At 53.1% G+C, this 16,059-nt stretch carries 9 protein-coding genes, 1 tRNA gene and 1 other annotated feature; of the genes, 6 read left to right on the plus strand and 4 right to left on the minus strand.

Annotated elements, in window-relative coordinates; genetic code table 11:
* Positions 1 to 40 precede the first annotated feature (40 nt).
* Both A3849_RS11710 and A3849_RS11715 read left to right on the plus strand, forming a co-directional pair.
* Complete coding sequence (locus tag A3849_RS11710) at positions 41 to 3,823, plus strand: cadherin-like beta sandwich domain-containing protein (protein ID WP_074111576.1); 3,783 nt, start codon at positions 41 to 43, stop codon at positions 3,821 to 3,823.
* 269 nt (positions 3,824 to 4,092) lie between these two features.
* Positions 4,093 to 7,482 carry a DEAD/DEAH box helicase gene (locus A3849_RS11715; RefSeq protein WP_256700742.1) on the plus strand — a complete coding sequence of 1,130 codons (3,390 nt, stop codon included), beginning with the start codon at positions 4,093 to 4,095 and terminating at the stop codon, positions 7,480 to 7,482.
* A 103-nt stretch (positions 7,483 to 7,585) separates the two neighbouring features.
* Here the strand turns inward: A3849_RS11715 and A3849_RS11720 are convergent, their stop codons facing one another.
* The gene (locus tag A3849_RS11720; protein WP_074111577.1) at positions 7,586 to 7,945 is read right to left on the minus strand and encodes a hypothetical protein; all 360 of its coding nucleotides are present in this window, start codon (positions 7,943 to 7,945) and stop codon (positions 7,586 to 7,588) included.
* A 201-nt stretch (positions 7,946 to 8,146) separates the two neighbouring features.
* Between A3849_RS11720 and A3849_RS11725 the strand changes: the two genes are divergently transcribed.
* Together A3849_RS11725 and A3849_RS11730 are read left to right on the plus strand one after the other, a co-directional pair.
* Positions 8,147 to 8,461, plus strand: coding sequence for a hypothetical protein (locus A3849_RS11725; RefSeq protein WP_074111578.1), 315 nt, complete (start codon positions 8,147 to 8,149; stop codon positions 8,459 to 8,461).
* A 252-nt stretch (positions 8,462 to 8,713) separates the two neighbouring features.
* Positions 8,714 to 8,934 (plus strand) — a binding site (T-box leader).
* Between the two features lie 75 nt (positions 8,935 to 9,009).
* A complete protein-coding gene (locus A3849_RS11730; protein WP_074111579.1) occupies positions 9,010 to 10,872 on the plus strand; it encodes an arginine--tRNA ligase in 1,863 nt (620 codons plus the stop codon).
* A gap of 251 nt (positions 10,873 to 11,123) precedes the next feature.
* Here A3849_RS11730 and A3849_RS11735 read toward each other — a convergent pair.
* A tRNA-Arg gene (locus tag A3849_RS11735) sits at positions 11,124 to 11,197 on the minus strand.
* A 238-nt stretch (positions 11,198 to 11,435) separates the two neighbouring features.
* On the minus strand, positions 11,436 to 11,792 hold the full coding sequence (locus A3849_RS11740; protein WP_074111580.1) for a hypothetical protein: 357 nt from the start codon (positions 11,790 to 11,792) through the stop codon (positions 11,436 to 11,438).
* Positions 11,793 to 12,070: 278 nt separating this feature from the next.
* Between A3849_RS11740 and asnB the strand changes: the two genes are divergently transcribed.
* Both asnB and A3849_RS11750 read left to right on the plus strand, forming a co-directional pair.
* The gene (asnB, locus tag A3849_RS11745) at positions 12,071 to 13,915 is read left to right on the plus strand and encodes an asparagine synthase (glutamine-hydrolyzing) (protein ID WP_074111581.1); all 1,845 of its coding nucleotides are present in this window, start codon (positions 12,071 to 12,073) and stop codon (positions 13,913 to 13,915) included.
* 132 nt (positions 13,916 to 14,047) lie between these two features.
* On the plus strand, positions 14,048 to 14,875 hold the full coding sequence (locus A3849_RS11750) for a CPBP family intramembrane glutamic endopeptidase (RefSeq protein ID WP_074111582.1): 828 nt from the start codon (positions 14,048 to 14,050) through the stop codon (positions 14,873 to 14,875).
* Positions 14,876 to 15,062: 187 nt separating this feature from the next.
* Here A3849_RS11750 and A3849_RS11755 read toward each other — a convergent pair whose 3' ends face one another.
* The gene (locus A3849_RS11755) at positions 15,063 to 15,899 is read right to left on the minus strand and encodes an aldo/keto reductase (RefSeq protein WP_074111583.1); all 837 of its coding nucleotides are present in this window, start codon (positions 15,897 to 15,899) and stop codon (positions 15,063 to 15,065) included.
* Between the last annotated feature and the right edge of the window lie 160 nt (positions 15,900 to 16,059).

Here is a 16,059-nt window from a genome sequence, read left to right on the forward strand (position 1 = left end):
TCATAGCGATTATCATTTTCATACATATGGAGGGTTATTAATGAGAATAGTAAGATTTTTGGCCACCTGTCTTGCCGTGTCCATACTGGCTATCGTCCTGCCATGGGTTGCCAGGGCAGATGTATCGAATTCCGATGCTAATCTGAGTTACTTTTATCAGGGAGGAGGGGAGCTCTCTCCTGCCTTCTCCCCTGAGATCACGGAATACACAGTACATATGCGCAGTTCGGATATAGGATATTATGCCGCAGCCATTCCGGCCAATTCGGGAGCAACTCTGTCATATTCTATGAATGGAGGCTCCTGGACACCCATTGGCTCTTACGTCTCGACAGGCTATCTGGCAACCAGTCGGGGAAATAATATCTTCCAGTACAAAGTGACTTCATCCGATAGCTCAACTGCTAAAATTTATACCGTCCAGGTCTATTATCCACAGACGGATGATGCAAATCTTCGTAGCCTAAGCGTAAGCGCAGGCCACATATCTCCTGCCTTTAACCCCTCAACTACCGGTTACACCTTAAACGTTCCCTATTCGGTGAGCAATCTCGGGGTTACTGCTGAAGCGGATGATCCGGCCGCTGCTGTAAGTATTGGCGGGGACAATGCCCAAGGCGGTGTTTCTTCTCCTGTCCCGCTTAATGTTGGAAGCAATATGGTGTATGTCGAGGTCAACTCACAGGATAGTTCGAACACCAAAACCTATGCTCTTACCGTCACCCGCGGATTGCCCTCAACCAATGCCAATTTGAGTGCCTTGTCCGTCCAAACTCTCAGCTTGACCCCTTCTTTCCAGTCCGCTGTGACAAGCTATACGTTACCGGATGTTGATTATGACACCGGCATTACTGTAATCCCCACCACTTCAGATTCCACAGCAACCGTTGGCATTCAAAACAGCCAAGGCGGCTATGATACCCTAACCAGCGGCTCCTTAAGCACTCCTCTGGCATTAGGCCCAGGAGACCATTCGATTGTGATTAAGGTTACCGCCCAGGACGGAATCACTGAGAAGTTCTACCGCCTGAGTGTGCACCGGAAAAGCAACAATGCGCTCCTGTCTCAGCTCTCTGTCATGCCGGGGGGCCTGAATGAGAGCTTTTCCAGCGTTGTAAATGCTTATACACTGGCTGATGTCCGCTCCGGTAGCCTGACGGTAACACCAACCCTATCGGATGCCGCTGGCCAGATCCAGATCAGTGTTAATGGCGGGAATTATAGTACAGTAACGGATGGGCAGGGTGCAGCCGTCCCTCTGACCACCGGTACCAACACCATCCGTGTCAAAGTGTCTGCTGAAGACACCCGCTATTCCAATGTATACAGTCTCACAGTGAGAAGAATACAGGACAGCACACTTACTCCTGCAACGGGGAGTTTTGATAAATATGCCTCCAATACCACAGCAGGTCATTACCTGGATGTTCAGGCAGAGCTGACCTTGAACGGCAATCTGCTGACCGGCTTGAAGCTGGGGGCAGCCGCAGTGGACACTACCGCCTATACAGTGTCGGGGAGCACTTTGACTTTCCATAAGGAGTACCTGTCCACCCTATCAGTAGGGGAGCATGCATTTGAACTTGTCATGGATGCGGGAAGTCATCCATTGTTCACGTTGGCGGTGGAGGATACGACACCGCCGGTACTGGCCGCGCCGGATGCGCCGGTAGTCGAAGCCGTGACCGCAGGCGACGGTCAGGTGCGGCTGGTATGGACTACGGTCAGCGGAGCTACCGGATATAAAGTCTATACCAGCGTGGCCTCCGGCGATTATGGAGCCGCTGCCGGAACGGTGGCAAGCAGCGTCTACAGCTTCGATGCCACAGGCCTCGCCAACGGGACGACGTATTATTTCATCGTCAAGGCCGTGAATGGCGGCGGGGATAGCCCGGCCTCCGCTGAAGTCAGCGCTACGCCGCAGGTCCCTGCGCCTGGTGCACCAGTGCTGGAGACCCCCGTTCCCGGCAACGGCATGATTAACCTGCACTGGGAACCTGCAGCCGGTGCCTCGGGATATACCATCTACCAAAGTACGGTGCCTGGAAAGTACGAACAACCCTATGGTACAATCGCCGGTTCAGTCTCCGGTTCGGTCTATAGCTATGATGCTGCAGGACTTACCAATGGAACCCCCTATTATTTTACCGTCAAGGCTGCCAATCCTGGCGGCGACAGCGCGCGATCCAATGAAGTCAGCGCTACACCGAGAACGTTTCCTGCGGCACCGGTCGTACTCAGTGCCATTGTAGGAGACGGCCAGGTGACCCTTGCTTTTGCTCCTCCTGCAGACAACGGCGGCAGCGCCGTTACCTCCTACGAGATTACAGCTTCACCAGGCGGCAGCGTTGCAACGGGCACTGCCAGTCCGATTACCGTAACCGGATTAGTGAATGGAACGGCTTATACGTTTACCGTCAGAGCTATAAACGGAGCAGGCAAGAGTCCCGGGTCTGCCGCTTCTAATCCTATAACACCAATAGCCCCAACCAGCGGAAGCGGAGATCCTGCAGAACCCCCAGCACCGGTGACACCGAGTGTACCGTCAACACCAGCAGTGGGGGTTCCCAGCGTATTGATGTTTGTGAACGGCAAAACGGTAGATCTGGGCGTTATATCCAATGTCCAGGTGAATAACAGGCAGCACTCCATTCTATCCCTGGATCAAGGCAAGCTCGAAGGAATCCTGGGTGCACAGCCGCCTGGCGCCGAGATCTCCATAGAATTTGTCAACAGTTCAGAAGTACAGACCGTAGAACTTAACGGACAAGTGCTTCGATATTTACAGCAGAATCAGGCCTCTTTATCCGTTCAGGGCGGCAAAGCAACCTATATCATTCCCTTACAGCATATCAGCTGGAATACGATAACAGGTCAGCTCGGAGCGAACGTATCCGCAGCAGAGGTGCGCATTCAAATTGAGATTGCCGCTCTGGATACAAGTCTGGACAGCAACGCCCGCGCTGCCGCTGCCCAACATAGCTTTACCTTCCTTGCCGAGCCGCTCGACTTCTCGGTAAAGCTCATTCACGGCAGTCAAACCACCAACCTGTCCGGCTTCAGCACTTATGTAAAACGGATCTTCTCTCTTCCAGCCGGTACAGATGTAAGCAGCGCTACCGGCATTGTGATTGAAACGGACGGTACCGTGCGCCATGTTCCCACCCGGTTTGTACAGCAGGAAGGGGGGTATAACGCGGTCATCAGCAGTCTCACCAATAGCACATATGCTGTTGTTACCCACCCGGTGGAATTCAGGGATATGTCCAGACACTGGGCAAAAACGGCCGTCAATGACCTGGGGGCAAGGATGGTTATTGACGGCAGCGGGAAAGGCTACTTCCTGCCAGACCGTGAGATGACACGCGCCGAATTCGCCGCGATTCTGGTCCGTGGACTCGGACTTAACACGGCTCACGGCTCCGCTCCTTTCAAGGACGTGAGCAGCTCCGACTGGTACAGCAGTATGGTGCAAACCGCCTACCTTCACCAGTTGATCAGCGGATTCGATGACGGTACCTTCCGGCCCGGCGATTCCATCACCCGCGAGCAGGCGATGACCATGATTGCAGAGGCGATGCATCTCACCGGACTTTCAGCGAAGCTCACAAGCAGCAGCACAGCTGAACTTCTGAGAGGCTTCTCCGATGCGGGTGAAGCTTCTGCGTGGGCGCTGGACAGTATTGCCATCAGCCTGCAGGCAGGTCTGATCACAGGCCGCAGCGGAATGGAGCTTGCTCCACAATCCCATGTTACAAGAGCGGAGGCAGCCGTGATGCTGCAAAGACTGCTCCAGAAATCCGGACTCATCCAATCGCGTTAAGCGCGTCGTCCGACCCACGGCCATCCTGGGCCTGCAGATCTGCGGGCCCAGGATGGCTTTTTTTAAATATAAGGATTTATATGTTTCACGCTATAAATCATCCTTATATTTCTCGCTGAAACGGATTCCTGAAAGCGATACGTAGTATCGCTGCTTCGGAAGCATAAGCTTTTAAAAGGACGGCGAAGCCGTTTCCACTTGATTCCTGCTTTGAAGGCGTACGCATGTTCTGCTAATATGGAAGCTAGAGCAATCCAGGAATTAAGGATATGTTAAAAGGAAGTGATCATGCGGTGAGTTTTTATGTGCCGGAACGGGTAATCAGACTGCTGTGCGGTAAGGCAGCTTTTGAACGGGGCTCAGAGGATTATGAAGCTGGAAAGGTCCGGCTGGCCGCCGTAGAAGATAATGAGGGACTGGAATATTCGAAATATCAGGCTACTGTCTACGGACTGGAGCCTTACGATATCACGCTAACCATAGACAGCGACGGAGATGTGAACGGCAAATGCTCCTGTCCCGCGTATTCCCACGGTGGACCGTTTTGCAAGCATATTGCCGCTGTTCTGGTATCTATCCTCTATGCCGAGGAAGACGTGGATGGACACTCATCGGGAACGGAGCCGGAGGCTGACCTCAGCAATCTTGAGGTGTATACAGGAAAGACTGGCGTGCTATTCCCCCGTCATTCGGAGAGTAATCCGCCAAACTTAGCTGATACATCACATGACCGGCATCTTGTAAGCAGCATGCTGGGGTTGTTCGGGAACAGCCGTCAGCGCCCGAGCGGCGCAGGAGCCTATATAGACGTTAGAATCCCGCTGGAAATGGAATTTATCTGCAAACCCTTTTCCTATAACTTTGGCAACCGCATGCTCGGCCTTGAACTGAAGGTTGGCCCCAAACGCCTCTACATTGTCCAGAAAATAAGAGCATTTCTGGATCGCGTCCGCCGCGGCGAACCCTTTGAATTCTCCAAGCACTTCATCTATGACCCTGCAGAACACAGCTTCAAGAAGGAAGACAATGCAGTGCTGCTGAAGCTGATTGAGATTCTTCTGAATGAACGGGTCTACCAAGGCCATACCTCCCCTTATTCCTCCTATCCGGGAAATTTGGGCGGAGAGCGGGTGCTGGCCATTCCGCCTTTTTTCTGGGAATCTCTTCTGCCTGTTCTGGGAGCATCCTCTTCTGTTCATTGGCAGGCTGGCGACACGGTCACCGCAGGCATTCCCATTGAAAGCGGGCTCCCTAAGCTAAGTTTTCAGTTTGATGAGGCTGAAGAAAAAGGCTACCGGCTGGACATTAAGGGACTGGCACAACTTACGGTCATGGAGGATTACGGGCTTGTGCTGTCTGAAAGCAAGCTGCTGAAGCTGCCGGTGCAGGAATGCATACGTCTCTCTGAGCTGAAGAAGATGCTGTCCGAGTCCAGAACCAACGGGATCGTTATCGCTCCAGGGCAGATGGAACCTTTTATGGACAAGGTGATTCCCGGCCTCAAAAAGCTGGGACAGGTTCATATCGCTGCTGCCATTGCTGACCGGGTTGTACAAACGCAGCTGCAAGCCAGACTCTATCTGGACCGGGTGCGGGACCGGCTGCTGGCCGGGCTTGAATTCCAGTACGGAACGATTGTTATCAATCCGCTGGAGGAGCAGGTGCGGGACCGTGGCGATGAAGTCATCCTCATGCGGGATAGTGAAACCGAGCAGCGGATTCTGGAGCTGATGGCCCATGAGTCTTTTGCCCGGACGGACAGCGGCTATATTATGAACGACGAGGAAGGGGAATATGACTTCCTGTACCATACGATTCCATTGCTGGAGCCCTTGCTGCAGGTATACGCGACTACTGCTGTCAAGTTGAGGATGCCTACCGGTACGTACGTCCCTAAGGCCAGTTTGACCTGGAATGAAAAAACCGACTGGCTTGATTTCAAATTCGGTATGGACGGCATTCCCGAGTCAGATATCGTATTGGTATTGAAGTCCTTGCAGGAGAAGCGCAAATATTACCGCCTGCCGGACGGGGCACTGCTGCCGCTGGAAACCGCCGAGTTCCAGGAAATTATTGCACTCATTAACGAGCTCGGAATGGGGACTGCCGATATCCCTGCCGCAGAATTCTCTCTGCCTTTAATCCAGGGCCTTCACTTGGATGCCGATACTGGCAAAGGAGGTACCGATGCTATCCGTATTGGACGCTCCTTCCGCCGTCTTCTGGCGAACATGCACAGTCCGGAGAATCTTGACTTTCCGCTCCCGGAGACACTAGCTCCGGTGCTGCGGGATTACCAGCAGTATGGCTTCCAGTGGCTGAAGACGCTGGCTCACTACCGTTTTGGAGGCATCCTGGCCGATGATATGGGGCTGGGCAAAACGCTGCAAAGCATCGCTTTCCTGCTCTCAGAGCTGGAAGATATCCGCAAGACCGGGCTGCCTGCGCTTATTGTTGCGCCTGCCTCCCTGCTCTACAACTGGCAGAATGAGCTGAAGCGCTTTGCTCCGCAGATCCAAGCGGCTATCGCCGACGGGGACCTGACCGAACGGAGACGGACGCTGCGGAATACAGCAGGCTGTGATGTTTTGATCACCTCCTATCCGCTGCTGCGCCGCGATGTCGAGCTGTACGTTAAGCGTTCTTTCCATACACTCATCCTGGATGAAGCGCAGGTCATCAAGAACCATGCCACCCAGACGGCACAGGCGGTAAAAGCATTGCAGGCGCGCTACCGCTTCGCCCTCACCGGAACCCCGGTCGAAAATGCGCTGGAGGATCTCTGGTCGATCTACGGCGTCGTGTTTCCCGGACTGTTCCCGGGCAAAAAAGCCTTTCACGATTTGCCCCGGGAGACTGTCGCCAGGCGGATCCGCCCGTTTCTGCTGCGCCGCCTGAAAAGTGATGTACTCCAAGAGCTGCCGGAGAAGATCGAATCCCTTCAGGCCTCCGAGCTGCTGCCGGAGCAGAAAAAGCTGTACGTCGCCTATCTCGCCAGACTGCGGAAGGAAGCGCTGAAGCATCTGGACAGCGATGAATTCGGCAATGGGTTCGGTAATGGGCGAATCAAGGTGCTTGCCGGACTTACCCGCCTGCGCCAGTTATGCTGTCACCCTGCACTTTTTGTGGAAGGCTATACGGGCGGATCGGGTAAATTCGAGCAACTGCTGGAGATTATCGAGGAATGCCGCAGCTCCGGCAAGCGGATGTTGATTTTCTCGCAATTCACCGAGATGCTTGGGATGATCAGCCGCGAGCTGGGCTTGCAGGGGATTTCACACTTCTACCTGGACGGCCATACTCCTGCTTCTAAGAGGGTTGAACTGTGTGGACTTTTCAATGAAGGAGAAAGGGACCTGTTCCTCATCTCGCTCAAAGCCGGGGGGACAGGCCTGAATCTGACCGGAGCAGACACCGTCATTCTCTATGATCTGTGGTGGAATCCCGCTGTCGAACAGCAGGCCGCAGACCGGGCACACCGGATCGGACAAAAGAAAGTGGTGCAGGTGATCCGCCTGATTGCTCAAGGCACGGTAGAAGATAAAATGTACGAGCTGCAGCAGAAGAAAAAAAATCTGATCGATGAAGTCATCGAGCCGGGTCAGGAAGCCTTATCTTCCCTAACGGAGCAGGATATCCGCGAGATTCTGATGATCTGATCCACATCTGGAAATAATCATCCCACATAACTAAGCAGGGACCTCCTCACTTATACCGCCGGAAGGTCCCTGTTTCTGTTTTCATTTTCCAATTTGATTCGTATTATGCACCCTGACTTGTTTTCTCGTGTTCCACGACCCGGTGTGTTCCGACCAGCTGACCAGAAGATTGTTTGCCCCACACGGATATTCCAACAGCCTCCACATCTCCAGAACCGGTTGTAAACACAAACTCGAAGGCATCCAAATCAGCAAAATAATTTCTCGTCACAACTTCATCGGGTCCGATATTAATCATTTCATTTACATACAACGTTCTTGTTGTGCCAAGCACATACCCTTGAATGGTTACAGTGACAGCATTTACTGTATTTCTGCATACCATTTTCACCGTCACCAGCTGTGTGGGTCTAACCCCCAGAACCGTATTGTTCTCCAGGGGGCCCGTTGATACAATAGCCATCTTGTCCCATTCCTCCTTTCTTGTATTCACCATTCAGTCTATGAAGCTAAGACTCTTGCAGTGTTTGATCCTAGTCGCACAATATATTCATATTCGAGCAAGCGGCTAACCGTGTGGACAGAAGACAGGCTCCATTCACCGATATCAGCTCAAGTGCATAGAGTGTAGAAATAGATTGTTTTATGGAAGAAGGGAGATTCCATGCCCCCTCCTGGAAAGGGAAAAAAGACCGGTGCCAACAAACAACCGGCTAATCCCAACAAGCAAATTCCAAAAGGATTGGAATATACAGTGGCTGTGCTGCTGCTGACCGGCAAACTGCGGGTAGATTCTATCCAGATGTATACCGATGCTTCCCTATTCGTCAGTTTGACGGGAAAGTATAAATCCTTGGGCGATTTAAGCACCGGTAATTCTAACAATGTAGATAAGCTGGTCCGTTTTCTGGATGATAACAGCAGTTTGACCCTGAACGAAATCATGACCGCCCTGAAGAAAAAAACCGATAACTCCTGAAGCCCGGAAAAATGACGAAAGGGAGGCGCGTTGACGGATGGACAGCTTTGACGGAGAAGACTTTGCCGGCGGTATTCTGCTTGTAATCGTAATTGCCCTGCTGATATACGGCTCGACAGACATTAAAAATCTAACGGGTGCACCCGCTGCGGATTGATCGGTTAATCTCAGGCGCCCTGATGTCTGGTTTGGCCTCACCACAAAATGGCTATTGCTTTCTCCCAAAAATTCGCTATACTGATAAAAATCAATCCACATTCGATGAACGGGAAAGTAGTGATTCAGGACCCTAGTCCCCAGCGAGCCGGGAGAGTGTAAGCCGGTACAGATCCTGTCATGAAGCGCACCCGGGAGATGGACTTCTGAACTTGCAGTAGGAAGCCCCGGCTGAAGGCCGTTAACCTGTGAGGTGGCTGAACCCTGTGTTCGGCAACGAGAGTGGTACCGCGAGCGCTTATGCCCTCGTCTCTTTTAGAGACGGGGCTTTTTTGTGTTTACCGGGCCTCTTGGATTTGCAGCTGTAGTGCATTTTTTAAGGAGGGAATCCAATGTTAAGTCAACTGATTAGCAACCATTTGGAACAAAGCGTAAACAAAGTAATCCGTAGTCTCGGGGGAGAACCTGCAGAACCGGTAACCATTGCGCTGGAGCAGCCTGCGAACGCCGATTTCGGTGATTATTCAAGCAACATTGCCATGCAGTTAGCCAAAAAACTGCGCAAAGCTCCCATGTCCATCGCCGGACTAATCACCGCAGAGCTTCAGCAGATGGGCGTTGCCGGCGGATTGTTCGAGCGCATCGAGATCGCCGCTCCGGGATTTATTAATATATACATCAACTGGCAGGAATGGGCAGGCTATTCCTTCGAACTGCCTCCGGGCAGCGGGGAAAAAGTAATTGTCGAGCATACCAGCGTCAATCCGAACAAATCTATGCATATAGGCCACCTGAGAAACTCCTGTATCGGCGATGCGCTGGTCAGAATTTTGCGGAAAACAGGGTACAACGTGGAGGTCCACAACTATGTGGATGATCTGGGCAATCAACTGGCGGATACGGTAGTGGGCCTGCTTCATGTGCCGCTGGCCGGAGAGCATGTCCGTTTCGGGGATTACTGCTGGGATATTTATGCCGCCGTCAACAAGGAGTATGCACTGCAGCCGGAGAGAGTCCATAAACGGACGGACATTCTCCATGAACTGGAGGAAGGCCACGGCAATACGGCCTGGCTCGGCCAACTGGTTGCGGAACGGATCGTAAAAGAGCATGTCGCGGAGATGGACAACTTTGGCATCGGGTACGATCTTCTGGTCTGGGAGAGCAGTATTTTAAAGGGGGGCTTCTGGTCATCCGCCTTCAGTCTGCTGAAAGAGACCGCAGTGTTTGTCCAAGAGACAGAGGGTAAACTAGCAGGATGCTGGATTCTGAAACAACCGGGTGCTGACGGGACGGAGAGCGATTCGGAGGATCATCAAAAGGACAAGGTGCTGGTGCGTTCTAACGGAATCTTGACCTACACTGCCAAGGATATTGCCTATCATCTCTGGAAATTCGGATTGCTGGACAAGGATTTCAGCTACAGCGAATTCAACTCGGGACTATGGACAACCGGTTTGACTGGAGGCCCTATGGCTTTTGGCAAGGCGGACAGAGTGGTCAACGTCATCGACTACCGGCAGGAGTACCCGCAGGCGATGGTGAAGCAGGCGCTTGAGGTGCTGGGGTATGCGGAGCAGGCAGAGAAGCTGCATCATGTCAGCTACGGTGTAGTTTCACTCAGTCCGGCTTCCGCCGCTGAGCTTGGCATCGATACTTCAGAGGGCAAAAGCTCCTATGCCATGTCCGGCCGCCAAGGGATTGGCGTCAAGGTGAGCGATCTGGTCCAGCTCATGGAGAGTAGCATCGAAGCCGCCCGCTCCGACAAAACCGGCCTCTCCAGCCGGCTCATCGCCACCGCCGGAATCCGTTATTACTTGCTGCGCTTCAATCTGGCCACGGAGATTGTCTTCGACTTCAAGCAGGCCACAGAGATTTCCGGTAATACCGGGGTCTATCTGATGTACACCTTCGCCCGCGCGGGCCGTGTGCTCAGCAAAGCAGATTCCCCCGCGGAACAGGAAGCGGTCCCCCAGTTCCCGGCACAGCTGGAGAAAGCCGAGCTAGCCTTGCTTAGACAGCTCAGCACCTGGGAGGACACCCTTTATACGGCGGGCCGCGAGCTGACGCCTGGTAGTATTTGCAACTACGCTCATACCCTGGCCTCGCTGTTCAACAACTTTTATTCCACCTGTCCGATCCTTAAGGGAGAGGATGCCTCCATCCGCTTCCGGATCTGGCTGACCCTGCGCTTTCAGAACACCCTAGGCGAGGTCTTGGACGTACTCGGACTGCCGAAGCCCGACCGGATGTAATAAGAACGGGCTGATTGCGAAGCGAATGCTCTCGATGCTTATGCTCCAACGAACCGTTTGGGCTTCTCATCCTCCGGACGCACAAACAGCCTTCCCGAAGGAAGGCTGTCCAGTGACGTCCCGGAAGGGATACAGCCCATTCGGGCTGATTGCGAAGAGAATGCTCTCGATGCTTATGCTCCAATGAACCGTTTGGGCTTCTCATCCTCCGGACGCACAGACAGCCTTCCCGAAGGAAGGCTGTCCAGTGACGTCCCGGAAGGGATTCGAACCCCTGACCGTGCGCTTAGAAGGCGCATGCTCTATCCAGCTGAGCTACCGGGACACATGTGAAAATGAAAAAGCTTATAAGACATATGTATTAACGCAACGTTATCTATTATACCTTATTCAGCAAAATTTTCAAGAGGCTGTTTAAAAGTTTGCCCAGCCTTCTCTGCTTACCGGCATTTCTGCCCCCGGAGCGAATGTAGAGGAAGTCCATGCGTCTCTTCCTCAAAACACCGCTGCCGGGGCAGGTCCAGCGGCATGAATTCCGCTGCCGCTGCTCTTTAGCCTACTCTTTAGGACAGCTTATGGAAATGCGCCTCCAGCTGTTTTTTCAGATCTCCAAAAATGAGCAGCTCCTGCTGAAACTTCGACCGTTCATCCTCCGGAGTCATAATGATGCTGCCGGTGAACCCGCTGAACGTTACGTCCTGAAAGGCGTCATGCAAATTGTTATCAAACCAGTCGGTTGCGGTATCGGCATCATTCGTCAGAATGCGTACAATTTCATAGCCTTCCTCACGCTGGTCCTCCACAATGTACACCAAAAGGGCGGAATCGCCCACAGCCCCCGGCAAAACGCCAACCTCTGCACATGGTGCGCCGTCGTATTCAGTCATTCTGCGGATTTTGGCGTCTTTAATGTAATACACTGGTCATCATCCCTCCTGGCAAATTTTCCTCTTCTCTAGTGTTCGGATAAGGACATACATTTTATGCCTTCCTTCGGCATATATCTGTATTACTTGGCAAAAAAGAAACAAGCGGAAACGGTGCCGTCCCCAAATAAGCCTATGCTTCCGAAGGAGCGATACTTTGTATCGCTTTTGAGGAAACCGTTTCAGCGGGAAATATAAGGATCAATGATTGCGAGAAGCATATAAATTCTTATATTTGGACAATAATCGCACAAAAGAGAGGATGAAACATCATGTGCGGAATAACCGGATTTATCCAGTGGCGCGGCGACCTCACACAGCACTCGCAACTGCTCGTAAAAATGACTGAAACCCTAGAGAACCGCGGGCCGGATGCAGCCGGAACCTGGATTTCAGGCCCGTGTGCTCTCGGTCACCGGAGACTTAGCGTGATCGACCCCGAGAACGGCGCCCAGCCGATGATCGCCCGCCATGACGACAAGGTGTATGCGATTGTGTATAACGGCGAACTGTATAATGCCCCTGAGCTCAAAATCGAACTCAAGCAGCGCGGGCATCATTTTCTCACGGAATGTGATACAGAGGTTCTGCTCCACGCCTATATCGAGTGGGGACCAGACTGCACGGAGAAGCTGAATGGTATTTTTGCTTTTGCCGTGTGGGACAGTTTGCGCGATCAGGTGTTTTTGGCACGCGACCGACTCGGGGTGAAGCCGCTGTTCTACAGTCAGGTCGACGATGTGTTTGTCTTTGGCTCTGAGCCCAAAGCGCTGCTGCAGCATCCTAAAGTGAAGCCCGCTGTCGGACCGGAGGGGCTCGCGGAAATTTTCATCATCGGTCCGGCCCGTACACCGGGACAGGGGATATATAAAGATATATTCGAGCTTCGTCCAGGTCATGCCATGATTTATAGCCGGAATGGAATCCGCAAATATGCCTATTGGGAGCTTACTAGCTACGAACACACTGACAATGTGGATGAAACGGCGGCCAGGGTCCGTGAACTGCTGCAGGATACTCTGGAGCGCCAGCTGGTTTCCGATGTTCCGGTCTGCTCTCTGCTCTCCGGAGGGCTGGATTCAAGCGCGCTGACCGCACTCGCCGTGGATTATTACAACCGGACCGGCCAAGGCCAGGTAGACACCTATTCCGTAGATTATGTCGATAATGACAAGCATTTCAAAAGCCACACCTTCCAGCCCGGTGCAGACGGCCCCTGGATTAAGCGGATGGTCGATGAACTGAAAACGAACCACCACTATGTGGCGTTCGATACCCCCGAGCTGGTGGAGGCACTGGACAACGCCCTTTATTCGCGGGATTTGCCAGGGATGACCGATGTGGATTCTTCGCTTTATTTATTTTGCCAGGAGATCAAAAAGAATGCGACTGTCGCTATTTCCGGCGAAGCGGCCGATGAGATCTTTGGCGGATACCCGTGGTTCCACCGTGAGGAAATGCTGTCTTCAGGCACTTTCCCCTGGGCGGTCGCACCAAAAATGCGTTCAGAGCTCCTGTCACCGGAGATCCGTGAATGGATACGTCCGCTGGAGTATCTGGGTGACAGATACAGCGACGCGGTAGCAGAGGTGCCACAACTTGACGGCGAGACCGGTAAACAGGCGCAAATGCGCGTGATGTCCTACCTCAATATTACCCGCTTCATGCCTACCCTGCTGGATCGCAAGGACCGGATGAGCATGGGCGTGGGCCTGGAGGTCCGCGTGCCTTATTGTGATCACCGTCTCGTGCAGTATGTATTCAACATTCCCTGGGAGATCAAGACTGTAGGCAACCGGGAAAAGGGCATTCTCCGCAAAGCCCTGGAAGGCATTCTCCCGGACGATGTGCTCTACCGTAAAAAAAGCCCATACCCCAAAACACATAATCCGGCTTACTTAAATGCTGTCCGGACGCAGATGCTGAACATTCTGGATGACTCGTCCTCACCTATTCTTCCATTAATAGACGCCGCCAAAATCCGTGAAATCGCCGCATCACCGGAATCTTCCAGCAATCTTCCCTGGTTCGGCCAATTGATGTCGGGTCCGCAGCTGTTTGCTTATCTGTCCCAAGTTAATCTATGGCTGCGCAAGTATAACGTTTCGATCGGGTAAAACAGCTGCCGGGTCAGTCTTTACGCAGATTTATCACTAGACCAGCCCGCGTGATCATTCCCACAGCCGGGAGGGAGGAAAACCTCTACAACTATAGATGAAGCATATCTTGGCATAAGGGGTTTAATCCATATGGAGTCCTCTCTTCACCGTGATCCTCTGTTTACAAAAAAGCTGACTGTCTTTATTCTGGTGACCTTTGGCTTCACCTGGCTGTGCTGGCTGCCACTGCTGCTGAATAAGCAGTTTGCTGCTGGCCTGCCGGTGCTGCCCGGACAGTTCTATCTCGGCTCTTTCGGTCCCCTGCTTGGCACACTCGTGAGCGTGAGGCTGCCGGGAGCAGGCGGATTTACCGCCTGGTGTAGAACTGCTTTTTCTCTTGCTTTCCCCAAAAAATGGCTGGGGCTGGCTGCTGGTCTGCCCCTGGCCTACGGGGCGGCGGCCATTCTGGCTCATACCCTAATTACCGGCAGTGCGCCGGATATGCGCCAGTTCGGCCTAACCTCTGATCTGCCCCCGCAGTTTGGTGTCTGGATGACCGCCCTCGTGTGGATGCTTACCTTCGGGATCGGAGAGGAGAGCGGGTGGCGCGGCTACTTGCTGCCGGAGCTGCATCAACGTTACTCTCTGTTCACCTCAGCCCTGCTGGTTGCCGTTATCTGGATGGCCTGGCATTTGCCAGCCTTCTGGTTCAATGAGAGCTATCTCGGGATGGGCTTTAGCGTGATCGGCTGGGCGGTCAGCCTCACCTACGGCTCGGTCGTGCTGGCCTGGATCTGTGCCGGAAGCCGCTGGAGCATCCTGCCTGTGATCCTGTGGCATGGCATCTTTGATCTGATTACCGCCAGCGACCAGGCGGCCGAGGTGATGGCCATGGTCTGCAGTATGCTGGTTATTATCCACGGCATTCTGCTGATGCGTATTCTGGGAAGACGCGGCAGCCTCCCGCCAGAACAGTAAAGGGAGGGGCTGCCCTGTCCGACAGGCAGCCGTTCTTCTGTGTTTACCTGCCGTAGCCTGTGCGCTCCCGCTCAGTCTATCCGGCTGCAGAGCTGCCGCTAATCCGTCCATTTAAGCCAAAGAGCAAGTCCCACGAAGGAGACTTGCTCTTTGGTTTGCAATATTTTATCCAATACCATTTAAGTGCTTAAAAGTTGAAATTATCCGGGTCCGGACCGAAGCGGTGATTCTGATTCAGGTCTTCAATCGCTTGGACATCCTCATCGCTAAGGGTAAAATCGAAGAATCCCGCATTCTCCACGATGCGCTCGGCATGCACGGATTTGGGAATCGTGATGACCCCTTGCTGAAGATCCCAACGGAGCACAATCTGCGCTGCCGTCTTGTTGTATCTACCGGCTAATTCTTTCAACAGCGGCAGATCCAGATTGCCCTGCATAAGCGGGCTCCAGGCTTCTACCTGAATATCATGCGACTTCGCATACTTCAGCAGCTCGCGCTGGGTCAGAAGCGGATGGAATTCTACCTGATCCACCGCAGGCACCACTCCCGTATCGTCGATGATATCCTGCAGATGATGCGGCTGGAAGTTGCTCACGCCAATAGATTTGACAAGCCCCTCCTTTTGCAGATGCACCAGAGCTTTCCAGGAATCGCGGTACTTGCCGGCCACAGGCCAATGGATCAGGTACAGATCCACAACATCCAGGCCAAGCTTCTTGCGGCTGACCTCAAAAGCCTTCAGTGTCGACTCATACCCCTGGTCACCGTTCCACAGCTTGGTCGTAATGAACAGCTCATCCCGGTCCACTCCGCATTCACGGATAGCTTGTCCGACACCCTCTTCATTCTTGTATCCGGCAGCCGTATCGATACTGCGATAACCGGTCTCCACTGCCGACTTCACAGCTTGAATCACTTCATCCCCGTTCTTGGTCTGCCATACCCCAAGTCCCAGCCAAGGCATGGTTGCCCCGTCATTTAACGTAGGCCCCCCGGAAAAGGGTCCGTTTGCTTCTGTCATGATTAGCCCTCCAGTCGTAATGGTATTAAGCGGAAACGGCCCGCTACCTTATCCGCGGCTAGTGTCCGTCTCAGCGAGAAAAATAAGGATAATGTAAACCGCTGCATTTCAGCGTGCTTATCCCTGAACAAACTTCCTTTAACCTTATAATCGGCATGGT

The organism is Paenibacillus sp. P46E (assembly GCF_001909095.1).
Classification (GTDB): Bacteria; Bacillota; Bacilli; order Paenibacillales; family Paenibacillaceae; genus Paenibacillus_AQ; species Paenibacillus_AQ helianthi.